This window comes from Paenibacillus sp. RC84 (assembly GCF_041260495.1).
In the GTDB taxonomy this organism is placed as follows: Bacteria; Bacillota; Bacilli; order Paenibacillales; family NBRC-103111; genus Paenibacillus_F.
Genome location: NZ_JBGBYL010000012.1, coordinates 60,661 through 86,809 on the forward strand (window position 1 = coordinate 60,661; position 26,149 = coordinate 86,809).

A 26,149-nucleotide genomic window follows, 5' to 3' on the forward strand; every position below is an offset into this window, starting at 1 on the left:
AATTCGGACAACATTTTTTTGATTAAGCAACGATTTGGCTGTCCCCGGGCTTTTTGGAGCCATATTTTTTCTCCCAGTAATAGTACACGGGCAGCCCTGTCGCGATGACAATTGCAGCCGCAATCATGCCTTGAATCGGGGCCCATGTAAAGGTTCCCCATGCCAGCCATGCCGCCCCGGCGATCGCCAGGATTGTCGTTACTCTCCACATTGGCATCCGGTAAATCGGGTTATAATCGTCTCTCTTCCGGCATTTGTAGACGGCGGCAAAGTCCAGGATGTTAATAACCAGCTGAATGAGTGTAAAATAACCCAGCAATTCCGTTAGATTGCTGAAGAAAACAAGAATACACGCAAATGTAACCTGAGCGATAATCGAGAAGCTAGGTGTTTCGAATTTGGGATGGACTTTCCCGAAGCGTTGGAAGAACAGTCCGTCCTTCGCCATGGCATACTCCAGGCGCGGCTGAAACATAATACACGAGCTCAAGGAACCCAGAATAACAATGATTGCCGTAACGGCCACAAAAGAGGAGGCAATACCGGATAATCCCGGAATGTATTTCACGGCATCGGATACAGCCGCGCTGGAACCCATCAGCTTGTCGAACGGCATCAAGCCGGTGACACACACCGCAAGCAGTGTATACAGGCCAAGTATAATCAGCACCGAGCTGATCAATGCCTTAGGCAGAACTTTCCCTGGATTCTTGAATTCTCCGGCCATAAAACAGATGGCCGCCATTCCCGTATACGCCCAGGTCGTAGCGGATACGCCTCCGATAAGACTTGAGCTTCCGGCTCCCGCCGCCGGGGTGTAAGCGAAGTTGTCAAAATTCATATACATAAGTCCGAGCACAATAACAATCAGGAAAGGAATGATTTTAACCGCGGTAATAATAACCTGAAAACTTCCGCCTCCCTTAACGCTGCGATAATGGATGGATGTGATAATCAGAATAATCGCCACCCCAAGCAGCTTGCCGGCGAACCCGGCAAAGAACGGGAAGAAGCTTGCCAAGTAAGCCACGATGGCCAAAGCCATAATTGAAATGGACGGCGGATCGAGCGCCCAGAACGTCGCCCAGCCATACAGGAAAGCCAAGGGCCTCCAGCCCGCTTTATTCAGGTAAACGTAACCGCTTCCATTTTGCGGGTAAGCCGTTGATAATTCAGCCAGCACCATGACTTGCGGAATTGCGATGATCCCGCCGATAACCCAGGCCAGGATTGAAATCGAGGGGAGACCCGCCGCTTTTGCCACATCTCCGGAAGAGACGAATATCCCGGAACCTACCGTAGTTCCAACTGCGATAGCCAGGGCCGACCAGAAACCCAGTTTTCGTGTAAGTGTGTCATTACTCATAGCGAGTTCCTCCAAATCAAGATGATAAGACTTCCAAATCCCTTATTTTCCTGATTGATTTCTTAAGTGCCTCATGCGGACTCTGATAATAACCTGCTCCCATAATCTCTAAGGTGCAAGCTCCTTTATAACCGTGGCTTTCAAGGGTCGTTACATATTCTCTCCAATTCAGCTCCCCGTCATCTAAGGCCAAATGCGCATCCGACGAGCCGTCTCCATCAATCAGATGGAAATGGCAGATCTCCGGCAGTTTCGTAAAGTAATCCTCGGGCGTCTCTCCGGCAAGCTGCATCGCTACGGTATCGATCATTCCTTTTAACGAAGGGGAATTGACGTCCCTCATCACCCTCAGAATTCCCTCCACGTCGATCAGAAGATTCGTTTCGAACCGGGTCAGAGGCTCCAGCGCAAGCGTCACCCCCTCCTTCTCAGCCACCCGCGATACCCGGTAGATCGAATCGGTTGCATATTTCCACGATTCCTCCCGGGATACCGAGAAGTCCCCGATTCCCGAGGTCATCAGCATCATATCGGTCCCCAGCTCCAGCGCGGCGTACAGATTATCGATGAAATAATCGACACTCTTCTGCCGCAAATGTGCGTCTGAGGCCGCGATGTTGAACGGATATACGCACTGCTCCGGCGTGTAACAGACAACCTGCATATCTCTTGACTTCAACTGCTGCCTGATCTGCCTTAAGTTACCGAGGACATTACGGTAGACATACAAATGAGGCTCACCCGCCCACAGTTCGATATGACCGATGCCGAGCTCCGACATGGAATCCAGGAAGTGTTGGAAGGGAAAATGCTTGTACGTAATGTTCATTCCGGCTAGGTTCATGGCTTCACCCTCTCAATGAAAGCGTTTTACTATTTGTTATGCTTTGTATTATAACTAAGAGTTACATATATTTCAATGCCTTTTTTAAAAAGGGCAAAAATTCCTGTTTGATGTCTTAAAAGTACGAACCAACCTGCAGTTCGTTCAACAGAACACAAAAAAGCAAGCTTGGCGGTGCCGCCCGCTCTGCCTGCTCTTTTCGGGATAAATTTTAGCTTTAGTCAATAAGCCCCGAACGAGCGACCTGTTTGGAACATTGCTGCGCTAACGGTTCCCGTTAATCCCCGGGCTGGGGCTTAAGCAGGTTATTTCAGGACCTTTCTACTAGTTGTATTTTGGGCCTGATTGTTGTTATCGTGTTGGGAAAGTATATAAAAAGTGATAGACCGCCCGCCAAGGTAGGATCTATCACTTTTTATTGGTGTGATATAAAAAATTTTTATCGAAGCCGACCGCTCTTTATGCGGACGTTGTGCGCCAGAGTCTTTAGATGTTCGCGCAGCTAGGGATTCTTTTTTTGACGTCGTCCTATTCCGTCCCATCCTCCCGCCGCTCGCACACGATAATCTGCCGCTCGAAGCTCCCTTTGCGGACGACGCAGCGGTCCTTCACGGCGAAGCCCGCCCGCTCCAGAGCGGCGTCGACCGGCTCCGCCGAGATGACGACCGCCCGCGGAGACAGCCTGCGGGCACTGCGCAGCATCTCGAGCTGCTCCTCTGTGCTGATGACCGAGCACAGATTGTACGGCATGTCGAGAAGCAGCGCATCATAAGCGCCATCCAGATCACGGATGTCGCTGATCTTCACCACATCGGGATACCCGAAGTGGGCGAGATTTTCCCGCGCGCCGCGGACGGCAAGCGGGTTGAGGTCGCGGCCGACGATGTCGATCCCCATCGACAAGGCCTCCACCAGCACCGTGCCGATGCCGCAGCACGGGTCGACCGCGCGGATGCCGGCCGGGTCCGGCACCGCGATGTTGACCGCGGCGCGGGCCACGCGCGTGCTCAGCGCCGTGGAGTACTGCCGCGGCTTGCTGTTGTGCGCCAGCCAGACGGCTTCGCTCCGGCGGCACGGGCCCAGCACCCAGCGGCCGCCCGCGTAAGCCGCGCCGAGCAGGTGCCGGGGCTGCTTCATGTCCGCTTTGCCCCGGACATGTTGGCCGATTCGGCGCTCGATGGCGCGCCGTTCGTCGTAGGAGGCCTTCTCTTCGGCCTCCACGTAGAGCAGCTTGAACGTGTCCCCGTTCAAATCGAGCGTTTCGGCCCTTTCGGCCAGCTCGTCCAAGCTGGCTGCCTGGAGCCGGACCTCCAGCCGGTGCCGGATAAACGGGCTCCGGCTCGGGTCCAGCTCCAGCGGGCTCTCGGCCCAGCCGTCCAGCGGCCGGACGCCCAGCAGGGTGCGCAGCTCCAGCATGCAGAGCTCCTTTTCGTCCTCGTGGCAGGCAAAACTGTATACATAAGACGGCACAGGGCGGCCGTCTGCGGATGAATTCATCGAAATCCCTTCCTTGCTGCGGTTTGACTCGTATCCCCGTATTCTAGCGGATACCCGGCTCTGCGTCTACAAGCGGCCTTTGCACCCTGTTCGTTTTACACGTTAAAATGCTTCGAATGAATGAATTCCCGCATCAATAATTTGGCTCCCCGCTTCTCCGGAGCATTAGAACCCCAAGAAGGAAACTCGTAGTAGGCGCATGTAATCGGATCTTCCTTTGCCTCTCGCTTAAAATCCAGGATGGCAAAAGCATGGTTATAATACCCGTCCGTCTGACTGACCCGGGGCATCTCCTCCCGATAAGGCACGTGCTCCGCATAGTCGTCCCGATACGGGGCGTACGGATCTTTTCCGGAGGTTTCCTCATAAGCGGAGCATCCGACGAGCCTGCCTTTGGCCAGGCCCATCAATCCGTCCCGGAACAGGCACAAGTTGTGCTCATGCCCCCAGAACCAGCATGCAATCCGGTCGAAAAAAGGCGAGAACGCCGCTTCCAAGTGCTCGTTCAGCCAAGGGCGCTGCGCACCCCAGCCCTGGATTGCGCTGTGCTGGGAGAAAAGCTGGTGATGAGACAGCAGCAGCGTGCTTCCCTTGAAATTCGCCAGTTTGTCGCGATGCCACTCCACTTCGGATTCTTCCAGCCAGGGCCCGTCGTAAGTCGGGTTAATCCCGTTGTAGGGAGAATAATCGTTGCGGCCCGTATCCATGCCGAGAAATTGCCAGGCGCCGTCTTCCGTACGGAGGCAGAAATAGCTGGCCTCCTGCTTCCATTCCGGTTCCCCCCGGTTGATTTCGTCCAGAATCTCCTGATAAAACCCGTATCCGAACGCGTAATAATCGTGGTTGCCGGGTATGGAATAGACCGGAATGCGGGGCTTGCCCGTTTTCGCGAATACTTCGTCAAAAACTTCCTTAAAGTTGCGCCTGCACTCTTCGGGTGTCCCGGAGTAGTAAGTATCGCCCAGATGAATGACGGCGTCGACATCCTGGTCCAATATGCATGCGATGAGCTCCCGGGCATCCGGCATTCCCGTGGCCCAGTCCCCGATCAGCCCGACCTTAGCGTCGCCGGGCAGAACGTGAGAGATCACTCCGTACGTGTCTATATCACGACCGTCCAGCTTCCAGTCGCGATAGTAAGGCGCGTCGTATCTCGCATCATACTCCAAATAGGTCGTGATGCAGCTCAGCCAGCCGGCCAAGTCGCCGGTTGAATATTTTCTCGCCTCCCGCATGAGCCTCAGCGCTTCTTCTTCGCTGCCTTCGGCCTTCGCTAAGGCTGCCTCGAACATAAGCCTGGAGGCCTGCCCCATATCGCTTGCGGTGTCTGGCAGATTCAGGACGGCATCACCCGTGTTAGGACTCGCCATTACCGCCTCTGTTTCCACGCCTTCACTCGCCTCATCGGCAGAAACCTTACGGTCTCCCATATGGCGGTCAGCCCGTTCTTCCCCCGCCGTAACTCCAGCGCTGCTTTCAGTCTTACGTTCAGCCTTGTCTTCATGTCTATCTTCTACTGAGCCCTGTGCGGTACCCTCATTCCCCGCTGTGTTCTGCTCCTGCTTCACCTGGATTCCCAGCGCGGACAGAATCAGATTCTGCTCCGTCGTGAATAAGCAGGAGCCTTCCACGAGGCACTGCTGGATCGGCTTCTCAGTCTCCTCAGTCTCCTTTTCCTCCGCGTCAGTTTTTACAGGCTCTCGCACGCCCGCCTGCTTCTGTACCGTCTCCGTAACAGCGGACTGCCATAACGAAAGAGAACGGTCGGATACCGTCCGAAATCTTGCCATGATTTTCCCTCCTTTTAAGAGATCTGGTAATGTTTACTATACACCTCCGGGGATAAAGATTGCTCAGCGCAATTAACCATTCATCCGATTAAGGACAGACCTTCTCTTAAAAGCAGCCTTCAAAGCACACGTGCCGGCATTCCGGTTAGGGGAATTGACTTTATGTTCTCAGAATGTTTTAATTGTTTCCAGGAAACAGTTTCCCGGAAACAATTTGATTCAGGAGGTTGACTTCATGCCAACTGCCATTCGCACGCAACATTCTTTTCTTCTGTACCTACTCTCCATAAGCGCTTTCCTGGCTTCACTGACGCAAAATATTTATTCGCCCGTGCTGCCGCTGCTGAGGGATTCTTTTCACGTTTCCCTCGCCCGGGTTAACGCGTCGGTTTCCCTTTTCATGCTGATTTTAGCGGTAATGCAGCTCGTGCTCGGTCCTTTGATCGACTCTATCGGAGCGCGTAAAATCCTGCTGCCCGGCCTCTTCCTGACCGTAATCGGATCGGCCGGCTGCTCGCTTGCGGTCCGTTTCGACAGCTTCCTGTTTTTCCGGGCGCTGCAGGCGCTGGGTACGGCGGCCGTCCCGCTAATCGCGGCAACGACCATCGGGCACCTGTTTTCCGGCCATGACCGCGGCAGAGCGATGGGAACGTATCAGACCCTGCTGTCCTTCGCACCGGCCGTCGCTCCCGTACTCGGGGGTTTTATCGGAAGCAGAGCCGGTTATGCGGGCATTTTCTGGCTTTTGACGGGTATCGCGGCCGTTTTGTTTATCGTCCATGTTCTCTACTTTCCTTCAAGCCGCAGTGAAGGGGAACCTCTTCCCGCTGAAGCGAAGCCCGTTTCGACGCACACCTCCTATCGGACGATATTCGGCAGCAAAATCGGTTTGACCGTGATGCTTACGGGCTTCCTTCATTTCTTCATCTATTTCGCCCTGCTTGTATATCTTCCCGTTCTGCTCACCGATCATTACGGGCTCGGCCTCGAATGGGTGGGGCTGCTCTATCTTCCGATGGCGGTCAGCACCCTTGCGGGAAGCTGGCTGTTCAAAAAAATCCAGCACCGCATCGGCCTGACGGCGCTGCTGTTTTGGGGCAGTCTGCTCATTTCCGGGTTTATCGTCTTGTTCGCCCTTACCGGTATGGCTTCCTTGGCTGGACTATCCGCAGCGCTCGTTCTGTACGGGATTTCATCGGGATTCACCCTTCCGGTACATACGACACTGCTCACCGGGGAATTCCCGTCCATTCGGGGGACCGCTCTCGGTCTATATAACTTTATCCGCTATGCGGGAATGGCTGCGGGACCGGTCGTTTCCGGATATTTACAGGTGTATGTTCATCCCGCCCCGCTGTTCGGACTGCTCGGGCTCGCCTTTGCCACAGCCGTATTTGTCCTGCTAAAATGGGAAAGAACCGGAAAACCGGTCCGTTCTACTTAAAGACAGGGGGCGCGCCAAGTGAACGACGGCAAAGCCGCATATGAACTTTTACAAGCCAAACTTCTCCAATACCTGCATTCCAGAGACAAAGCGGCGGAACTTAAAAAACAGAAAGCGTATGACATGATCGGAGGCCTGCAAAAAGACGGGGAGGAGCGAAATGCGGATCTGAGCCAGCTCACCTTGACGCAGATGCACGTGCTCCACGAGATAGCAAGCGGGGAGAACGCCAACGTTACCCAAATCGCGAACCACATCGGCGTTACCAAAGGCGGCGTCTCCAAAGCCGTAGCCAAACTGATCCAGGCGGGTCTGGCGGCAGAAGCCCCCCGTCCCGGAAGCAAGCGGGAAATGCATTATCTCGTCACTCCTCAGGGGGAACAAATCGCACGTGTGCACGATAAACTTCACCGGCTGCTGGAAGAGAAGCATTTCAAGCTGTACAGCACTTATTCGGGTGAAGAGCTTTCCGTGATCGTAAGGTTTCTGGACGATCTTACCCGGTTGAACGAGAAGCCTTTATAAAAGATTTCTATCTCGTTAAGCGTCTTTAAGGAGCACAAGTGCTCCTCTTTAGAAGACATGCCTTGCTCAGACATGCGGCAGCGTACAGGCTGCTTTCTTGCTCTTGCCGCGACAAAAAGATCCCTGACCATCTTAGGTCAGGGATCTTAGCTTTCACAAAGACTTTGCGCACAAGCGCCGAATGAGGCAGGTCCTTTTGCACCCGGCCCCCGTTCATATCCTTAATACTGGATAACCGTATCGAGCGCCACTTCGATCATTTGGCGGAACGTCGTCTGGCGCTCTTCCGCCGTCGTTTCCTCACCGGTCACGAGGTGATCGCTGACGGTCAGAATGGACAGGGCGCGGGCTTTGCGCTTGGCGGCCAGCGTATACAGCGCGGCGGTCTCCATTTCTACCGCCAAAGTGCCGTACTTCGTCAACAGGGCCGCCGTCGCGCCCTCGTCGTCGCGGTAGAACGTGTCGCTTGTGAAGACGCTGCCCACATGTACGGGCATGCCCGCGGATTCGGCGGCTTCGTAAGCGCTCTTCAGCAGCCCGAAATCGGCGGCCGGGGCAAAATCCAGCCCGTTGAAGCGGATGCGGTTAACCGCGGAGTCCGTGTGGGAAGTCATCGCGAGCACAAGATCGCGCACCTTCACGTCTTCATGGAAAGCTCCGCACGTACCGACGCGCACCAGCGTCTTCACGCCGTAGCTTTCCAGCAGCTCGTGCACGTAGATCGAAATGGTCGGCACGCCCATGCCCGTCCCTTGAACCGATACGCGCTGGCCTTTATAGGTTCCGGTAAATCCGTACATCCCGCGCACTTCGTTATAGCAGACGGCATCCTCCAGGAAATTCTCGGCGATAAATTTCGCCCGCAGCGGATCTCCCGGCAGCAAAATACGTTCCGCGATTTCGTTTTCCTTCGCTCCGATATGTACACTCATGATTAATAAGCTCCTCTCAAAACTTCCGCATTTGTTTATGATCCGGCCGGAACCGGGCATGTCCACCGGCTTCCGGCCTCGCTTTCACGACATGCCGCCGATTTTATTTCCAGTGGCTGCCGATAAATTCGTCCCGCCCGGATTGGGCGCGGTCTTCTTTATAGTGCTTCGGATTTTTGCGGTGGTAATTCTGATGGTACTCCTCCGCCTCGTAAAACGGCCCTGCCGGAACAATCTCCGTCACGATCGGTTTGTCGAAACGGCCGCTTTGCGCCAGTTCCCGCTTGGACTGCTCCGCAAGCTCCCGCTGTTTTTCCGTGTGAGTAAAAATAGCCGCGCGGTACGAAAGCCCCCGGTCCTGAAACTGCCCGAAAGCATCCGTCGGGTCGACCTGCTGCCAGAACAGCTCCAGCAGCTTTTCATAAGGAAAAACGTCAGGGTCGAACCGGATTTGCACCGCTTCCGCATGACCGGTCTCTCCCGCTTTCACCTGCTCGTAGGTCGGATTCACCTCGCTGCCGCCCGTATACCCCGATACGATGCCGTGAATGCCCGGCAGTTCCTCAAACGGAGTCACCATGCACCAGAAGCAGCCTCCCGCAAAGGTAGCGAGCTCGTAAGCGGCCGCCTGTTTTTCGGTCTCTGTCATAATATGTCGTCCTCCCCGTCTAAACGTCCAGGTTAAAAACGCGTGCCGCATGGCCTTAAAATAGCACGGCTCCCGCCGCCATGGCAAGTTTCACGACGGATTCGCCCAGCATAAATACCCGCAACCGAAATTGCGGGCATCGCTTGGAAATGCGGCGGAAACACGGTCTGCATGAAGGAGATTACTCCCCCTCCACGCCCCCGGAAGAATCCTGTTCCATACGGCTGAGCGCCGTGTTTACGAGAAAATCAAACAGATCGTCATCTTCCTCCAACTGCTGCTCGATGGCGACAATCTCTTCTTCCGTGCCGGATTCGGCGGTGAAATTTAAGCTGTACATCCATTCTTTCCCCTTTTTGCTGAAAAGGGCCACCTCGTAAGCGGTCTTGCCTTCCGCCAGTTTAAATTCCACCTTGCCGATATATCCGTTCTCCGCATCGTGAATCATGCTCGCGTTCAGTACCTGAATCGTTTGTCCGTCCATTTCACCCATTATGTCACCTGCTTAAATTAGATTTCGTTTTAAAATGGCTTGTCGGCATGCGCTGGTTTATATTGTACAGGAAGAATCGTCCGCGGGATAGAGCGGAGGTTTCCTGCGATTATAGCGTGAAAAATGTCCTCCGCCCCGTGTTCGAAATTTAGCCGGGAGCGGTGTCCCATCGTTACTGACGCCCTGGACCGATGATGCAGGATGCGAGCAGCTCGTAAGATTTCAGACGCTGCGCGTAATCCGCCACCTGGGTCACGAGGAGGAACTCGTCCGCGCCGTATAAGTTCTGCAGCTCGTGCAGCTGCTCCTTGATCTGGCCGGCCGTGCCGATCAGCGTGCGCCTGTCGGGCGCGTCCGCTTTCTCCGGCGGCCCGCCTTCGCCCGCCTCATCCGCCGCCGAAGGCGCGCCCTGCGCCTGCGCGGCTTCGCTCCCGGCAGCCTCCTCCGCGGCCGGAAGCCCGGAGCGAAGCCAGCCCGCTCCCTCGGCGGCCAGCTCGCGGGCCCGCTCCTCCGTCTCGGCGCAGACCGCGCCGACGGCGACGATGGCTTTCGGCTCCGCGAGCAGGCGGGAAGGCCGGAAAGCGCTGCGGTACTCTCCGAGCACGGCGGCGCCGTCGTTGTCGCTCATGAACCGGCCGAATACGTAGCCTGTCCCGTATTCGGCCGCGTAAGCGGCGCTTTTGGCGTTCGTGCCGAGCAGCCACAGCTCCGGCGAATCGGGCGGAACCGGGCGGGCCGTGACCCGCTCCCCTTCCACGGTAAATTCACCTTCGATCAGCGCGGTCAGATCGCGGATTTTGTCCGGCATCTTCCGCACATTCTCCAGGAAATTGCCGCTCAGGGCAAGCGTGACATGCGCGGAACCGCCGGGAGCCCGGCCGATACCCAGGTCAATGCGCCCGGGATGCAGCGTCGCCAGGAGGTGAAACGCCTCCGCGACTTTAACCGGCTGGTAATGCGGCAGCAGAACGGCGCCCGATCCGATCCGGATATGCTCCGTATGGGCTCCGATATGGGCCAGGAGCACTTCCGGACACGCGGAGGCGAGGTGTTTCATATCGTGGTGCTCGGACACCCAGTAGCGCGTATAGCCGAGCTTCTCGGCTGTCCGCGCCAGCGTGACGGCTTGTCCCAGCGCCGTATGGGAATCCGCTTTTTGCATGACCGGTACGAGATCCAGCACGCTGAGACGCAGCGGCAACGGTTTCATTGGTCTTCCTCCTTCGCGTCTGTCGTCAGAATCCGTAAATGGTCATACCGCCGTCCACATAAAGCGTCTGTCCCGTCACATAGCTCGCCGCATCCGACGAGAGGAAGACGACCGGTCCGACCAGCTCCTCCAGCCGGCCCACCCGCTTCAGCGGCGTGCGGCCTGTCACTTCGGCCACAAAGGACTCGTCGGCCAGCAGCTTCTCCGTAAGCGGCGTCGGGAAATACCAGGGTCCGATCGCATTGACGAGGATGCCGTATTGCGCCCATTCCAACGCCAGGATCTTCGTCATTTGAATGAGTGCCGCCTTGGTCGAGCCGTACACGACTCCCGTGCGCAGCGCCATATGGCCCGCAACGGAGGCGACATTCACGATTCGTCCTCCCCCGTGCTCTTTCATGTGGCGCCCGACCGTCTGCGACATCAGAAAAGCCGACTTGAGATTCGTCTGCACGATCGCGTCCCACTCTTCATCCGTTACTTCGAGCGCAGGCGTACGGATGTTCATGCCCGCGTTATTGACGAGAATATCGAGGCGTCCCGCTTCGCGTACGGCACGGCCTACAGCCTCCGTCACGCCTTCGCGAGTCCCCGCATCGGCCGCAATGGCGTAGGCTTTGCGCCCGGTCGCTTCGGCGATTTCCGCCGCTACGGCGTCCAGATCGCTCTGCGTCCGCGAAAGCAGCACGACATCCGCTCCCGCTTCCGCAAGACCGATAGCCAGCGCTCTGCCGATGCCTCTCCCCGCTCCGGTCACCAGAGCCGTTTTACCTTCCAGTTGAAAAGACGGCAAATACATTCCTATACACTCCTTTTATATAACCGCACCCGCGCATACGGGAACAGAACGGTAAACTAAATTAGTTTTCATGATAAAAGATTATCCGCCAGAAAGCAAAGACCGCGTTTTCAAAATCAGGGGTTGAAACCGGACGGAGAAACGGGAGAAAGTCAGGATGATCCGGGCGGGCAAATGCCGGCCGTAAAAAAACAGACAGCTCCGGGCGGCCCATGCTTGTCTGCGCCTTCCGAACCTGTCTGCCTAGAATGTCAACCGTCTTTACGCGGGCTGAGCTTGCGGGGATCGATACCGTTGTCGATACGAAGAGGGGCGTGGAATGACTTCGCCAGCTTGTCCCACGACACGATTTTAAAGTTCTGATTGCGTTTCTTTCCGTTATCCGTATTTTCATCGTCCTGCGCCACGAAAATCCCGTTAGGATAAGCGGGTCCCAGACCGAATCCGACGACATCGATTCCGTCCGTCTCCGTTGTCCCGTCGATGAGACCGTCCTTGACGGCGAAGCTGCCCAAGTACCGGTTTGTCCCCTGGCGGTTGTAGACCGCGTAGGTGCTGCTTCCCTGGCTGGAAGCCATCAGGTAGCCTTTGCCGTCCGCCCCGTAATACAGCGCCAACCCTTCGATATCCGCGGTTAAATGCCCTTTGCCCGCCTCATCCACCTTGGCGTCAGGCTTCAGGCCACTGTCCGGCTCGGCGCCGATCTTCCATATGGCCGCATCCTCTTCCGCAATGTAGATCGTTCCGTACTCGTCGTCCGCGACAATTCCTTCCGCTTGGGACGCCAGTTTGAAGTGGCGTACAAGCTTGCCTTCCACCCCGGCCGATCCGGGTATCAGTTCGATCTGCTCGAATTCCCCTTCTTTGCCGAGCACAAGCGTATAGTACTTGCCGGTTTTAAGGCTGTGATAAAGGCTGAAGCCGTACACCTCGCCCATGTCCGACTTAATCGGCTTGGCCGCAATATCGGTCAGCGCCCCCGTTTCCGGGTTGATGGAGAAAACGTCGACCGTATTACTCGTCCGGTTCGTCGCCGCCGCGATGTCCATCCTCTTACCGTTAAGCTCGTATCCGTAGCGCACGTCGATATTGTTCATTTTGCCGAGCTTGTAGGACTGGACCTGCTTGCCGTCCAGGTCATAGACCAGAATGCCGCCGCCCTTGTTGGTCGCAATCAGCTTGCTCTTGGCCGGGTCATCCGGATGCACCCAGATGGCAGGGTCATCGGCCGCATCTTCCCCTGTATCGACCGCTTCCGTTTCACCGTCCGCCGTTACCCGGGCGAGCGCCTCCCCGACAGCCGTCTGCTCCCCGCCGCCGCTGCGCAGCTTGCTGAGAACCAGCTCGACGAAGCCTGGCGGCACATACGTTTTATCTCCGATCAGTTTCACATGCCCGTTCAATTTTCCGTCCGTTCCGTTTAGCTTATATCCGTCATTCCCGATGGTGACCGAACCTTCCAGACCGCTCTGCAGAGCAAAATCAGCCGTCAGCGTGCTCTGATTCCACGTCACGCGGGCTCCTGCCTGCTCCATCATATCCCTCAGCGGTTCATAACCTTCCTCGACCGAAGCCCAGGCAGCCTGACTGTAAAAACTTGCGGCGATCAGCAGTACGCTAAAGCTTTTGAACAGTTTCATCGTTAAGGTCCTCCCGGTTTTACCCGAATAAGCTTCTATCTTTATTATGAAGACGGAATATTAGGGGAAATCACGGAAGGCATTAAGGTTGTGTTAAAACGCGCCTCATTTATAAACGGCTATAACCGGCAATTCCTGAGGAAAGTATTGACAGCAAGGGGAAAATGCTATTTAATAACGAATGAGAATGATTATCATAATCAATTCTAAATAAATAACCCATTCTCTATTCCTACATAATCCTTAAGGGGGAACTATGAAATGAACCGTCCTAAACGGTCCTTGTCTACACTGGCTCTTTTAATTTTTACGATTTTCGCCTTGGCTGTATCCGGGTGCGGCAAACCAGGCACGGCTCCCGCCGCTTCAACGGCTCCGAACACGGCATCACCGGCGCCACCCGAAGCCGATACCGCTCGTAAAGTGAAACATGCGATGGGAGAGACCGAAATCAAAGGCACTCCGCAGCGCGTCGTGATTCTGACCAACGAAGGAACCGAGGCTCTTCTGGAGCTTGGCGTCAAACCCGTCGGAGCCGTTAAATCCGGTGTCGGCAAAACGTGGTACCCGCACATCAAAGATGCGATGCAGGGCGTCACGGATCTGGGAGAGGAAGTCCAGCCGAACCTGGAATTGATCGTCACTCTCAAGCCCGATCTCATTATCGGAAACAAAGTCCGGCACGAGAAAATATACGGCCAGCTGCAGAAAATCGCCCCGACGGTTTTTGCCGAAACGTTAACCGGACAGTGGAAAGGAAACTTCAATCTCTATGCCGAAGCCTTAAATAAAAAAACCGAGGGTGAGAAAGCCCTAGCCGCTTACGACAAGCATGTGGCGGATGTGAAAGCGAAATTCGGCTCCAAGACATCGGCCAAAGTATCTATCGTCCGCTTCCTCCCGGGAGCCGTCCGTATTTATCAGAACGATACGTTCTCCGGCGTCATCCTTAAGGATTTGGGCTTCGCCCGTCCGGCAGCTCAGGATAAGAACGCCTTCATGGAGGTCATTACGAAGGAGCGTATGGTCGATATGGACGGAGATATCCTCTTCTACTTCAATTCCGACTACGATGATTCCAAAGGCGGCACGAAAACCCAGCAGGAATGGATGTCGGACCCGCTCTACAAAAATCTTAACGCGGCCAAAACCGACAAAGCTTTCCAAATCGATGAAATCATCTGGAATACTTCAGGCGGAATCAAAGCCGCCAACCTGATGCTGGACGATTTGGTGAAGTACGCGGATAAGCTGTAGGCCAAGAAAAATCCGAACTTTATTTCATGGACTTGAACTAATGTGAATTGACCGCCTTCTTTTTGGGCGGTTTTCTTTTGGACCAAATCCTTTGTGCCTTCAGCAGCTCTAAACACGAAAAAAAGAACCTTCCCCATTAAAAACGGAGCAAGGTTCTTTACGAAAGGTTAGCGTTCGGTCAGAGCAGGCTCTGAAGACGCCTTACCGGATCTGCTTCTAAGCAGTTTCGCCGCTATGTAAGCGAGCAGCGCCAACTGAGGGAGCAGCGTTTCCCAGGTCGGATAAATTCCCAGCCAGCCCACGGACGGGAGTCCGGATGCGGAATGAGCAGGTACAACCGACGCGACTTGCAGGGAATGGATACTTTCCCCGAGGAAGCGGAAAACGAGGTAGTAGATAAGCGCCGACGCCGTCATAAAAAAGGGCCGGATCGGCAATTTGGCACTCAGCCGGATAATGGCAAAACCAATGCCGATCAGCAGCAAGAGCGTCACTCCGATACCGAGAAACAACTGAGACGGCGCAATCGAAGGCGCCATACCCACGTAAAAGATCGTCGTTTCCGCCCCTTCGCGCAGAATGGCGAGAAGAGAAACCGCGAACAGCGACCATAAGCTTCCGCCGGCCAGGGCGCTGCCCATCTGCCGGTCAATGTAGCTGTTCCACGCTCTCACATTGGATTTGGCGTGCAGCCAGTTGCCCACGGTCAGCATAAGAACGACGGAAAGGAGCCCCGTTCCGCCTTCAATGAACTCCCGTGTACTGCCCGAGGCAGCCTGGGAAATCATATAGGAAAGCAGGAACGCCATTGCCGCGCTCAGAAGCAGCCCGCTTCCGACGCCCGACCAGATCCACCTGCGCTTAGCCCCGTTGCCGGTTCGCTTCAAATAAGCGAGCAGCGCCGAGATGACGAGAATCGCTTCGAGGCCCTCGCGCAGCAGAATAAGCCCGGCGTCCACGGCCGTGTACCGCTTCTCGCCTGTCATCGGCTGAAGCTGTTCCCGCATGGCCGCGATGACTTCCTTCGCCTTATCGCCCGCAGGCGGCACCGACATCAGATAACGCGAAGCTTCCGTCATCTGGTTTTCGATCTGCGTATAGACGGCCGCGGAACGGATTCTGACCTGGCCTTCGGCCGAAGGCCATTTTTGGATAAAGGCCTGCATCTGTCCCGCCGCTTCCGTATGATGTCCGGCCGCAATGTCCGAAGAAGCCTGGTCGAGAATCCCGATAAGCTCCGCAACGGACATGTCTGCGGGTTCCGGGGCTTTGGATACGATCTTGCCTGCCGTATAATCGTTCACGAGCTGAATGAGAGTCGCGGTTTCACCCGCAGCCTGCTCCGGCTGTTTGGGCTCGGCCTGCAGAGCCACGCGGATCATGCTCATTTGCGTCTCCATTCCGCTGTATACGGTAAAATTATCGCTTCGGATAGCCTGTTCGACTTTGAGCCATCCGTTGTTTAAGTTTTTATAGTCGTTATACGCCTGAGTTAAATCGCCCGACTGGATGCTCGCAGCCAGCTTGGTCATAACGGGAAGCAGACTGGCCGCCGTGTCCTGCCCGGACTGGCCCGTTTTCGCGTCCTGCCGGCCTTCCTTCGCATACTTGTTCACGGCCTTGGCCAGTTCGGACAGAGCCGCGGTTGCGGCCTTGGGGTCCTTATCCCCCTCAGCGACCGTTTTCTTCGCATGCGCCAAGGCCGAGTTGACGTCCGCTGCCGCAGCGGAGGACTTAGCGTTCTCAGCCTGCCAAAGCTTATCGGCCTCAGCCAGATGCTCGGCGGCTTTCGTCCAGCTTCCCTGCCCGGCTTCAACGAGCGCTCCTCCGACAACGGGAAGCATTCCGTCCGCGCCCGACGCCTTACTGTCGCCGGCCGCTAAAACGGGAGAGTATCCGGTCCCGGCCGCCGTTACGCTGATCAGCAGCAGAAGCGCTGCCAGACCGATTTTGAAAACGCTCCGGCTTGCGGCTAAAGAAAGGCTGCGTTTTTTCCGTTTAAAAAAGGGTGTCGCCAATATATCCGCCCTCCTTCACGCCGGGAAAGCAGGCAAAAACCGCACTGCCGATATGCACGATATATTCATTGAGCTTATCGCTCTTGCCCAGCGCTTTCTGAATGGGAACAAACTGTTTGCGCGGATCGCGCTGGTAGCAAACGAACAAGAGACCTGCATCCAGCTGGCCTGTTTTGTGGTCTATTCCGGTTGAATAGGAGTAAGATCTGCGCAGAATTTTGACGGAACCGTCTCCTCGGGCCAGCTTGAAGTGCGACGTAGCCGGAATGACCGGTTTGCCGGAGGCGTCCTTCTTCTCCATATCGGGCGAATCGAACTCGCCCGATGCGCCGAGCGGAGCGCCGCTGTTCCTGTGACGGCCGAAGGTGGCCTCCTGATCCGCCAGCGTCGACCGGTCCCAGACCTCGATCCGCATCCGGACCCGGCGGACGACCATATAGCTTCCGCCGTGCATCCAGCCGCTTCCGTCCGCGCTGTCCGCCCACACGACCTTCTTCATCTCCTGCTCATCCTTCACATCCGGATTGCCGGTGCCGTCCTTGAATCCCATCAGGTTGCGCGGTGTCGCTTTGGCCGGGTCCGAATATCCCGTCCGCTGGAAGCCTTCCTGCGTCCAGCGGAGGACGGCCTTGCCCCGTGCGATGCGTGCCAGATTGCGGATCGCGTGGAACGCGATCTGCATATCGTTGGCGCACACCTGCACGCACAGATCGCCGCCGCACCATTCCGGCCGCAGCTCGTCGCCGCCGAACGCCGGCAGATCCTGGAGGGCCTCGGGCTTCTTGCCCGCGAGACCGAATCGGCCGTCGAAGAACGACGGCCCGGCCCCGAAGGTTATCGTCGTCCGGCACGGTGTGAGTCCCGCCGCCTCACCCGTATCGGAGGGAGGAAGCAGCTCGTTGCCGTCGTCCTGGCCGACCATTTTGCCCTGAGTCATGTTAGCCGCTGCGGCCGTCCATGCCTGGAAGAGCTTGCGTACTTCCGCGAGGGAAGAAGCCGTTACGTCGAATGCCGCAAAGCAGATGAAATCCTGGACGGGCGTAACGATCCCCGCCTGGTGACCGCCGTAGAAAGGCACCGTGCCCTGGGGATCCGTTTCAGCTCCGGAGGCGGAAAATGCCTTTTCCGTTTTGGACGCCTGCGCCGCAACGATTCCTCCAACGCCGCCAGCGCCAAGCAATAGCCCGGCGCCGCCAACTCCGGCCAGCTTCAGGATATCTCTGCGGCTGAGCGGTTTATCGAAAAATCCTTTTTTCTGATCGTTATCGTTCCCGCTCATTTCGCAGCCGCTCCCAAAATCGTTCCCATTTGAGAAAGGGGCTCGGCCAGCGCATCCAGCAGGCGGCTCAATTTTTTCGTGTCATCCTGCTTCAATTTCTCGTAAGAGACATACCCATCCCCTTCTTTGTAGGCAGCAAGCGCCTGTTCCAGGTCTTTGAATTTCGCTCCGATCGTTTCTTCGAGCGCCGCGTCCTTGCTCTTGAGCTTAGGCTGCAGGAGGGTGTAAATCTTCTTCGCTCCCTCGACATTCGCCACGAAATCATACAGATCGGTATGCGAATAACGCTCCTCTTCCCCCGTCACTTTGGAGGCGGATACTTCGTTCAAAAGTTCAACCGCACCTGTTACAAGCAGACCAGAATCCACCTCGACCGTTTCGATCAGGGCACGAAGCTGCTTCGCATCGTTCAAAAGACGGTCCGCATACTCTTCTTGGCCCTTCGTCGTGTTTTTCTGCCAGAGTGCCTGTTCGATGCGGTGAAATCCGCGCCAGTCTTTCTCTTCGACATCGTTCTCGCGGGCATCGATATTCGGATCCAAGTCACCGAGAGCTTCGGCGATCGGCTCGATTCTTTCATAATACATCCGGGTCGGCGCGTACAGTTTCTTGGCTTCTTCAAAATTTCCGGATTTAACGGCCTTCACGAACTTTTCCGTTTCTTTGACGAACAGATCGGATTGTTCCGTGGCGTACGTGCGGTAAGCGTCGAGAATCGGTTTCCACGATTCATCGCCTGCCGGAGCCGGAGTTGCCGCTGCCGCTGCCGGTGTCGCTTTGGCATCCGGAGTTGCGGAAGCACCCGCGTTTTCATTGTTTTTGGAACCACATCCCGTAAAAAGCACCGTGCAGGCTGCAAAAAGCGCGACATAACGAATCTTCATAAAGACAACTCCTCAAGTTCTTTTGGCTGAAAACAGGATGATAAAGCATGGTTTTTCATGTCCGTTCATCACAAATTCCCAAAACGAGTATATCAACAATGAGAATCGTTATCAATATCTTTTTTTGGTAAAATGGTCGTTTTTTTGCATTCTATTCAGTTGAGCTTTTTAAAAATAATTGACAGGAACAAACGTTCTTGTTTATACTGTTTACAAGAGATTCCAGGAGGTTTTTATGCTTCATCACGTCGAAATCAATGTGTCCGATTTGAATGAATCGGCCCCGTTCTGGGAATGGCTGCTGAGCCAGTTGGGTTACGAGACGTTCCAGCGCTGGGAGAAAGGAATCAGTTGGAAGTGCGGAGACACGTATTTGGTTTTTGTTCAGACCGAAGAACGTTTCTTGGACCTTCCTTACCACAGGCGGCGTACCGGTTTGAACCATCTCGCCTTTCACGCGAAATCCAGAGAGCAGGTAGACGGATTGACGGAGGCTTTAACGGCAAAAGGCGTCCGTGTCTTGTATCGGGAACAGCATCCGCATGCGGGCGGCCCCCGGCATTATGCCGTTTATTTTGAAGACCCGGACCGGATCAAGGTCGAAGTGGTTGCTCCCGACGACGTTTAGCGGGTTGCCCGTCTTTGTTTTGTTTTGCTTGACGGACAAAAAAAGAGAGTCCCGGCAGGACTCTCCCTCTTCCATGGCTGCGGATTATACCAGCACTTCGGCGAGGCTGCGGTATTTCCGGTGTTTGGCCAATACGGCATTAACCCGGGCAGCTCGTTCCTCCAGCGTCCCGCTGAGCACGAAATAAGGGATACGGCGCATGTTCAGATCCGCCAGAATCTGTTTCTGGAACAGATTCCGCTGGGCATCGCCCGACCGGTCCCACGTGTCATCGTAAGGAATATCGGTGTCGCATACGAATACCAAATCGTATCGTGCAGCGGCAGCTTCCGCCAATTCTTGAAGCTTCGGCAGCGCCCCGCCGTGATAATACATCGAGAACCGCAGCGTTGTACGGGCATCGGTATCAACGAATACATACTTATTGGCTTCCCCCGTCAGCTTCTCTTCCCTCCGCACGTGACCCTCCGCGATTTCCAGGAGCTGCTCTTTTGACAAACGGCGGCCGATCTGGTGCTCCGCCCAATATTCCCTCCCGTATTCGGGCATCCAGTCCGTTCCGTGAAGTTTCGCCAAGTAACCGGCGAGCGTTGTTTTTCCGGTCGACGGAGCCCCCAGAAACACAACCTTCGTGATCAAATCGCGATAGACGACAGGATCTACATAGCGGCGCTGGCCGTACGGGTCGTGGCGAACCCGTGTGCCGGAGACAGGTACCGTCAGACGGCCGGGATCTACCTGCCTGTTATGCGCACCCAGCGCGGCACTTACATGGTCTCCGTATTTTTCGCTGGAATAGAAACGCGTAATCGTTCTGCCGCCGAGCATGGCGAGAATGTGCTCCTCGTGCATCCTTTGAAACTCGGGCGTATACCCGTTCTCTGCCGGTCCGTCCCAGGCTTCAATCACTTCAACGCCGGGATACAGCGTCCGTATCCATTTGGCCCGTATCGGGAGCGGAACATCCGTGACATCCGGGCTGTCATAGATGAGCACGATCACGTCGTCGTTTTCCTCTATCGCCGTCTCAATCATCAATTGGTGCCCCTTATGAAGCGGAGCGAATTTCCCGAGAGTGAGTCCGGTAGTTTTCGATTGCGTATTCATTTTCATGCACCTCTTTCCGTGCTGTGAGAATTTCCCGCAGGCTCCGGGGTAAGACGAAACCCTTCCGCGGCGGTATAGTTTCTTTTCCACGTAATCAGTCCGGCTATCGCGATGATCAGGTAGATCAGATACAAGAACGCAATCGCATCCAACCCCTTGTAGGCGTACATGCCGATCGACAGCACATCCACCGCAATCCAGACCGTCCAATTTTCCAGAATCTTAGCCGATAAGAGCAGCTGGGCAATGATGCTAAGCGTAGCGATAAATGCATCCGCATAAGGGATCGAGGCGTCGGTATACTTGTGCAGAACATATCCCCAGCCCGCCGTCGCGCCAATCAGGAACAGAACCAGAGGAAGGATCAGCCACGGCGCTATTTTCCTCGTCGGACGCACGTCCGCTCCTCCCCTTTTTGTGAGCCATACGATCCAGCCATAGATGCTCAACAGGAAAAAGAAAACTTGAAGCGCCATATCCGCATAGAGCTTTACCTCCCAGAACATATAGAAGAAACAGGCCACATTAACCAGTGAAATCGGCCACGACCATATGTTTTCTCTGGCTGTCAGCCAGACGCAAAGCAATCCTGTCGTTGTAGCTGCGATTTCAAAAGCCGACGAAGAAGTCAGCCAGGCAACCGTCAGCATCGCGGCAAGCAGCACAAGCATGGTTCCCGTTTTTTTCATTTCATTCCCTCCAAATAATTAATTTAATAATATTATAATGACAATATCAAAACCTAAAAGAAAAGCCTAGCTGTACAATGACAGCTGAGGCACATCTCCGGTAAACCGGTAAAGCTGAGCCGCACGCTGTGAATAGCGGTTGGAAAATTTGCGCTCGCCCCGGAAATCCCTCGCTTCCTCTATAATTCCTTTGCGGCTTTGAGTGGAGGTGATTTTGCGGATAAAATTTTTCTCCTCAAATTCCGGGACAAGCGTCCGGATAACTTGATAGAGCTCGCTGATCGTGAATTCTTCGGGAAGAAATTCCTTGGCGATAATCGTCGTCAGCATCTGCCTGCGGACTTGATCCAAAGCGTCTTGAAGAATCTGCTTGTGATCGAAGGCCAACTCCATCCGGAGCGCCTCTTCTACGGAGAAAAGCTTAACATCGGCTGCGTCATCCGCTGCCTGACGCCCCGCCAAATACTGTTCATGCACCAGCGCGAAGAAAGCATGCGAGATAATCCAGCCTCGCGGATCTCGGCCAGGCGTGCTGTATACATTGAAGTATTCAATGTGTACCTCCTGGACTCCGGTTTCTTCACTCAGCTCGCGCTTTGCGCAATCGTAAACGGTCTCCGTCTCCTTGCAGAAGCCTCCGGGAAGTGCCCATTGGCCGGCGAACGGCCAGCCTTTGCGCTGGATGAGCAAAACCTGCAGCTCCCGGTGGGGCAAAGATTTTTTGGCCTTGATGCGCTCGGTCGAAGTGATCGTAAAAATCACGATATCCGCGGGAGCGCCGTCCGGGGTTCTGTATTTGCCCGCCGAGTAGTTCTCGTCCTCCAAATTCGGTTTCATGATTGCACCTGCCGTTTCTTAGAGAAAAGAAGTATATATGATCAAATTGATATTATCATTATGACATATTGAAACTAATTGTCAAGGTGTGTTTCTCCTCTTTTTTCTATAACAATCAAACAAGTGCTGTCCGGAAGAGGAACGGGTGCACCCTTCTCGTCCATGAAAACGACTTTGCCCGCAAGCGCGTCTGTATAACCTTCTTGCAGGAAGTGACGGAATTCCACAATAACGGCTTCCGATCCCAGCACCTTTCCGATGAAATCGGCATAGTCAGAAGGCGTAAAGTAACCGAACTGCTCCTGCACTTCGTGAACGTACGCCTCTTCTCCCCACGTATACGTGTAGAGAAACTCCATGGCATCGTTCACCGGCATCACCACATCGCCGTTTTCCGCATACTCCACCTGTATCTGCCTTCCGGCAAAATCACCCGTATACCGCATCAACCACTCTTTGTCCTCTTGGGCCAGAAAACGAATGCGCCGTTTCATCTCTGCGGGTTCCGTCATAATGCCGTCACGGATAATGATTCTCCCTCCTACGCCCAGTACATCGAAAGCACTGCGCAGAGCGGCTGCCACCGTATCCCGGTTGAACCTTGAACCGTTCCATTCGATGTAAGAGTACAGTTCATGCAGGATGGATGAGAAAATGACGGTGCCGACAGTGCCAGGATGCACGTAATCTTTCAAGTTGAGCGCGTCACCTTTCAGAACCTCCCAATGGTGTCCTTCAAGCTGTTTCTTGCGGTTTAACGCTTCAATGACATTGGTGGAGATGTCAATTCCGACCGGCTTCTTATCCGGCAGCCTCTGCTCGATCAGATCCAGCATAACTCCGCCGCCCGGCCCGATATCAAGCACCTTTTCCCCCGTAATGAACTCCAGCATCACGCTCTTGTAGTCGGCGGTCCGGTTCATCGTCTCCAAATACTCTTCCTCGTTATGAAACCGGTCGTAGGCGTCACGTCTCAGTTCGAAAAGGTCGAACAGGAGCAATACCGCCTTCTCATAAAGAGGCGATTTCTCCGCTTCCATACAAAACTCAATGAGTTTTTCGGCGGCAGCGGAAAATTCGAAGGTGAAGAACACCGTGTCCGCAGCCGACGGGCTGCGTTCTACCTTATAGGCCAGGTGCGGGTTCACGGGCGCCCTGCTCGACCCTATATGTTCAAAGGCAAGCTCACGAAGAAATTTTTCAATGATACGTTTTTTATACACATTGATTTTCTTCACGCCCTTGTAATCATAATACATGGCATTCATCAGCCGCTCGAAGCTGATATGATGGACGGGTTCATCCGTCATAGTCGTAGCCGAGACGGTGTTTGCTCCCGTTTGCAATGCGAGCATAAATACCTTTACGACTTCTTCCAGGCTGAATTCCTGAAGCGCGGATTCCACATACCACAGCGTTTTTCCCGCTAGGGGTTGCAGCGCTCTTTCGAGGGCAAGTCCGGAGTATCGGACTTGACCAATAGGACCGGCTTGCTTGGTCCGTGCGGTTTGTCCGGCTTCCTCATCTTGTCCGGCCTGTCTCATTGGCCCGTCATAGTCGTTTGCCCCCGCTTGCTCGGCTGATCCGGCTTGCCCGGTCTGCTTGACCTGCCCCGTCCCCCCGTCAAACGCTTCGCCGACAAATACTTGCCCGTTCGGCGGCATCCTTTCTCCCGCTTCGTCCACTCGGGCGCGTTCAATCGCCTCCAGCCTTTCCGCTACTTTCTCGTATTCGGCTTCGAAGTTCTCCCCCTGGCGGATGGAGCCGCTCCTCAGTTTACGCAGCCGCTCACGGACCGACCATGCTCCGGGTTGCTCTCCGCTGGAGATAAGCGACGCCAGTTCCTCCACTTCGCTTCGCACCGTGTTCCACAGTTCGGGCGAAACAGCGCCAATGATGCTGTGATTCAAAGGAAGCAGCAGGCTTTGAAGCTCTTCGGGAGTCAGAAGCCCCCGCTTGACGATCTCCGTCAAAGGTTCATTTCCTTCAAAGGGGACTTCGCCCCGTATGTACTGGCCGATCAAGCCGTGCGTTGCGATCAAGCTACGGATCACGAGAAGCTTGTCCGTCCCCGTATCGCCCATTTCGTTAAATCGGTCAAAAAGCTGCGCGGACCCTATATTATGAACAAACAAATTGATCCCGTCGGCCTGCCACTGCATCCGCTGGCGGACCGTTCCGCCTTTGGCCGTTTCGGACCAAACGAGCACGGTTTCCAAAATTTCTTTTACCCAGAAAGAAAGCTCCAACCCGTCCAGAATGCGCAGCGTTCTTTCCACATAATCCAGCACGGGGTTCGCATCCGCCAACTCATGGATGGAACGGATTCTTTCCAGATTGACGATCCGCTCTTCCGCCGAAACGAGAAAACGGAGCCAGGTATAAGCAGGAACCGGAGGTTCTGCGCCTCGACGGTATGCTTCGATCGCTTCTAGTGAAGTAAGCATGATTAGATCCTCGCCTCCTGTGAAAACAAGATAGTCGTTATAGCAATCATATGATGTTTAACCCAAAGGGGAAAGATTTAATTCCCCCGACGAATAACAAAAAGACGGAAAGGAACTTCCGTCCCTTCCCGTCTTCTATAATTAAAGCAGCCTTTCCTAAAGAGTCCTGGGGTCTTCGCGGTGCTTTCCGGTGCGCGTAAGCTTTTCGTGACAGCCTTACAGTTTTCTGGAAGTCAGCTTAGCCTGCGTGAACAGAAGCAGATAATCGTAGCCGCCCGCTTTGGAATCCGTACCGGACATGTTAAAGCCTCCGAAAGGATGGACGCCGACTAAAGCGCCCGTACATTTGCGGTTAATGTAAAGATTGCCGCAGTGCATGTCTTCAAGAGCCGTTTCGATGCGGCTTTCGTCTTTGGAGAAGAAAGCGCCGGTCAAGCCGAATTCGGTATCGTTGTACATGGCGATCGCTTCTTTCCAGTCTTGCGCTTTCGCGATGGCCAGGACGGGACCGAAAATTTCCTCCTGCATGACGCGTGCCTTGCCGTCCACATCGGCAAATACTGTCGGCTGAATGTAGTAGCCGTTTCCTTCGGCCTTGCCGCCGCCCGTAACGAGACGACCTTCTTTTTTGCCGATTTCAATATATTCAAGGATTTTATTGTATGAGTTCTCGTCGATCACGGGACCCGCGGAATAGTTTTCATCCTGGAGGCCGATCTCCAGCTTTTTGGTCAGCTCCGCAACCTTCTCCACAATCTCGTCGTACACGGATTCCACAACAACGGCGCGGGAACCGGCCGAGCATTTCTGACCCTGGAAGCCGAATGCCGAAGCGGTAATGGCTGCCGCTGCCGCATCAAGATCTGCGGTTTCATCGACGACGATACCGTCTTTGCCGCCCATTTCGGCGATAACGCGCTTAATCCAGATCTGGCCTTCCGCCGTTTCGGCAGCCAGACGGTTAATGCGGAGGCCGACTTCTTTGGAACCGGTGAAGCTGACGAAACGGGTTTTCGGATGCGTCGTCAAGTAATCGCCGACTTCGGCGCCGCTGCCCGGAATGTAATTGATTACGCCGGCCGGCAAACCGACTTCTTCCATAAGAGCCACGAACTTGTGAGCGATGACGGGTGTAGTGGACGCCGGCTTCACAAGCACCGTGTTGCCCGAAACGACTGCCGCAGTAGCCATACCGGCGCAAATCGCCAGCGGGAAGTTCCACGGCGGAATCACCACGCCTACTCCCAGCGGGATGTAAGTCAGGCGGTTATCTTCGCCGTCTAGCTTCGTAAGCGGCTGATGCGTATTCGTCTCGCTTAGACGAATCGCTTCCCTCGCGTAAAATTCCATGAAGTCGATCGCTTCCGCCGTATCCGCATCGGCTTCCGCCCAGTTCTTCCCGGACTCCAGGATCATCCAGGCCGAAAATTCATGCTTGCGCTGTCTCATCAGCTCCGCCGCTTTCAGCAAATACTCGGCGCGTTCGCGCACAGGCACCTTTTTCCATGTCTCGAAGGTAGACAAAGCCGTCTGCATGGCGCGCTCGGCGAGCTCCTGAGTGGCTTTGCTGACGCGGCCGATTACTTGGTCGATGTTCCCGGGATTGATCGAGACAATTTTGTCCTCGGTCGTTACTTTATCCATCCCGATATGAAGGGGATATTCCTTGCCGAGCTCCTGCTTAACTTTGGCCAGAGCCTCCTGCATCGCCTTCTTGTTATCCTCTTGCGTGAAATCCGTAAACGGCTCGTTTTTGAACGGGGCAATTGTCGTTTGGTTCGTAGTCATAATGGCCACCTCTCCCTAAATGAAAA

General features: G+C 55.0%; 22 protein-coding genes. 4 read left to right on the forward strand and 18 right to left on the reverse strand.

The window, feature by feature from the left end; all coding sequences use genetic code 11:
- Window positions 1-22: 22 nt before the first annotated feature.
- The 4 genes from ABH899_RS25005 to ABH899_RS25020 form a co-directional block, all read right to left on the reverse strand.
- Complete coding sequence (locus tag ABH899_RS25005) at window positions 23-1,366, reverse strand: amino acid permease (protein WP_370001359.1); 1,344 nt, start codon at window positions 1,364-1,366, stop codon at window positions 23-25.
- Between the two features lie 16 nt (window positions 1,367-1,382).
- On the reverse strand, window positions 1,383-2,210 hold the full coding sequence (locus tag ABH899_RS25010; protein ID WP_370001361.1) for a sugar phosphate isomerase/epimerase family protein: 828 nt from the start codon (window positions 2,208-2,210) through the stop codon (window positions 1,383-1,385).
- Window positions 2,211-2,738: 528 nt separating this feature from the next.
- Entirely contained in the window at window positions 2,739-3,707 is a 969-nt protein-coding gene (locus ABH899_RS25015; RefSeq protein WP_370001363.1) for a TRM11 family SAM-dependent methyltransferase, read from the reverse strand.
- 95 nt (window positions 3,708-3,802) lie between these two features.
- Window positions 3,803-5,497 (reverse strand): metallophosphoesterase family protein, encoded by a 1,695-nt coding sequence (locus ABH899_RS25020; RefSeq protein WP_370001365.1) that lies wholly within the window; start codon window positions 5,495-5,497, stop codon window positions 3,803-3,805.
- A gap of 235 nt (window positions 5,498-5,732) precedes the next feature.
- Here ABH899_RS25020 and ABH899_RS25025 point away from each other — a divergent pair, with 235 nt between their 5' ends.
- Window positions 5,733-6,941, forward strand: a complete 1,209-nt coding sequence (locus ABH899_RS25025; protein ID WP_370001367.1) for an MFS transporter — start codon at window positions 5,733-5,735, stop codon at window positions 6,939-6,941.
- Window positions 6,942-6,959: 18 nt separating this feature from the next.
- Window positions 6,960-7,466 carry a MarR family winged helix-turn-helix transcriptional regulator gene (locus tag ABH899_RS25030; protein WP_370001368.1) on the forward strand — a complete coding sequence of 169 codons (507 nt, stop codon included), beginning with the start codon at window positions 6,960-6,962 and terminating at the stop codon, window positions 7,464-7,466.
- A 221-nt stretch (window positions 7,467-7,687) separates the two neighbouring features.
- Here the strand turns inward: ABH899_RS25030 and deoD are convergent, their stop codons facing one another.
- From deoD to ABH899_RS25060, 6 genes are all read right to left on the reverse strand, one after another.
- On the reverse strand, window positions 7,688-8,398 hold the full coding sequence (gene deoD, locus ABH899_RS25035; RefSeq protein ID WP_218231442.1) for a purine-nucleoside phosphorylase: 711 nt from the start codon (window positions 8,396-8,398) through the stop codon (window positions 7,688-7,690).
- Window positions 8,399-8,501: 103 nt separating this feature from the next.
- Window positions 8,502-9,047, reverse strand: coding sequence for a peptide-methionine (S)-S-oxide reductase MsrA (gene msrA, locus ABH899_RS25040; RefSeq protein WP_217561598.1), 546 nt, complete (start codon window positions 9,045-9,047; stop codon window positions 8,502-8,504).
- A 181-nt stretch (window positions 9,048-9,228) separates the two neighbouring features.
- Window positions 9,229-9,540, reverse strand: a complete 312-nt coding sequence (locus tag ABH899_RS25045) for a hypothetical protein (protein WP_370001371.1) — start codon at window positions 9,538-9,540, stop codon at window positions 9,229-9,231.
- Between the two features lie 172 nt (window positions 9,541-9,712).
- Window positions 9,713-10,750, reverse strand: coding sequence for an LLM class flavin-dependent oxidoreductase (locus ABH899_RS25050; protein WP_370001373.1), 1,038 nt, complete (start codon window positions 10,748-10,750; stop codon window positions 9,713-9,715).
- A 25-nt stretch (window positions 10,751-10,775) separates the two neighbouring features.
- The gene (locus ABH899_RS25055; protein ID WP_009671314.1) at window positions 10,776-11,549 is read right to left on the reverse strand and encodes an SDR family NAD(P)-dependent oxidoreductase; all 774 of its coding nucleotides are present in this window, start codon (window positions 11,547-11,549) and stop codon (window positions 10,776-10,778) included.
- Window positions 11,550-11,800: 251 nt separating this feature from the next.
- Window positions 11,801-13,189: a phytase gene (locus ABH899_RS25060; protein ID WP_370001375.1), complete on the reverse strand. Its 1,389-nt coding sequence runs from the start codon at window positions 13,187-13,189 to the stop codon at window positions 11,801-11,803.
- A 261-nt stretch (window positions 13,190-13,450) separates the two neighbouring features.
- On the opposite strand from ABH899_RS25060, the gene ABH899_RS25065 reads away from it, so the two are divergent.
- On the forward strand, window positions 13,451-14,446 hold the full coding sequence (locus tag ABH899_RS25065) for an ABC transporter substrate-binding protein (RefSeq protein ID WP_370001377.1): 996 nt from the start codon (window positions 13,451-13,453) through the stop codon (window positions 14,444-14,446).
- A 167-nt stretch (window positions 14,447-14,613) separates the two neighbouring features.
- Here the strand turns inward: ABH899_RS25065 and ABH899_RS25070 are convergent, their stop codons facing one another.
- The 3 genes from ABH899_RS25070 to efeO are packed head-to-tail and all read right to left on the reverse strand — an operon-like array spanning window position 14,614 to window position 18,627.
- Window positions 14,614-16,464 carry an FTR1 family iron permease gene (locus ABH899_RS25070; protein ID WP_370001379.1) on the reverse strand — a complete coding sequence of 617 codons (1,851 nt, stop codon included), beginning with the start codon at window positions 16,462-16,464 and terminating at the stop codon, window positions 14,614-14,616.
- Window positions 16,445-17,743 (reverse strand): iron uptake transporter deferrochelatase/peroxidase subunit, encoded by a 1,299-nt coding sequence (gene efeB / locus ABH899_RS25075; protein ID WP_370001381.1) that lies wholly within the window; start codon window positions 17,741-17,743, stop codon window positions 16,445-16,447. The genes ABH899_RS25070 and efeB overlap by 20 nt, the downstream gene beginning before the upstream one ends.
- Window positions 17,740-18,627, reverse strand: a complete 888-nt coding sequence (gene efeO / locus ABH899_RS25080) for an iron uptake system protein EfeO (protein WP_370001383.1) — start codon at window positions 18,625-18,627, stop codon at window positions 17,740-17,742. Before efeO ends, efeB begins: the two co-directional genes overlap by 4 nt.
- A gap of 235 nt (window positions 18,628-18,862) precedes the next feature.
- On the opposite strand from efeO, the gene ABH899_RS25085 reads away from it, so the two are divergent.
- A complete protein-coding gene (locus ABH899_RS25085; RefSeq protein ID WP_009671324.1) occupies window positions 18,863-19,255 on the forward strand; it encodes a VOC family protein in 393 nt (130 codons plus the stop codon).
- Window positions 19,256-19,339: 84 nt separating this feature from the next.
- On the opposite strand, the gene ABH899_RS25090 is transcribed toward ABH899_RS25085, so the two are convergent.
- The 5 genes from ABH899_RS25090 to pruA all read right to left on the reverse strand — a co-directional run bounded on the left by ABH899_RS25090 (window position 19,340) and on the right by pruA (window position 26,123).
- Entirely contained in the window at window positions 19,340-20,362 is a 1,023-nt protein-coding gene (locus ABH899_RS25090) for an AAA family ATPase (RefSeq protein WP_370001385.1), read from the reverse strand.
- 2 nt (window positions 20,363-20,364) lie between these two features.
- Entirely contained in the window at window positions 20,365-21,051 is a 687-nt protein-coding gene (gene pnuC / locus ABH899_RS25095) for a nicotinamide riboside transporter PnuC (RefSeq protein ID WP_370001387.1), read from the reverse strand.
- Between the two features lie 66 nt (window positions 21,052-21,117).
- Window positions 21,118-21,888, reverse strand: coding sequence for an NUDIX domain-containing protein (locus ABH899_RS25100; protein WP_370001389.1), 771 nt, complete (start codon window positions 21,886-21,888; stop codon window positions 21,118-21,120).
- 74 nt (window positions 21,889-21,962) lie between these two features.
- A complete protein-coding gene (locus ABH899_RS25105) occupies window positions 21,963-24,335 on the reverse strand; it encodes a class I SAM-dependent methyltransferase (RefSeq protein ID WP_370001391.1) in 2,373 nt (790 codons plus the stop codon).
- Window positions 24,336-24,551: 216 nt separating this feature from the next.
- Window positions 24,552-26,123, reverse strand: coding sequence for an L-glutamate gamma-semialdehyde dehydrogenase (gene pruA / locus ABH899_RS25110; RefSeq protein WP_370001393.1), 1,572 nt, complete (start codon window positions 26,121-26,123; stop codon window positions 24,552-24,554).
- Window positions 26,124-26,149: the final 26 nt, after the last annotated feature.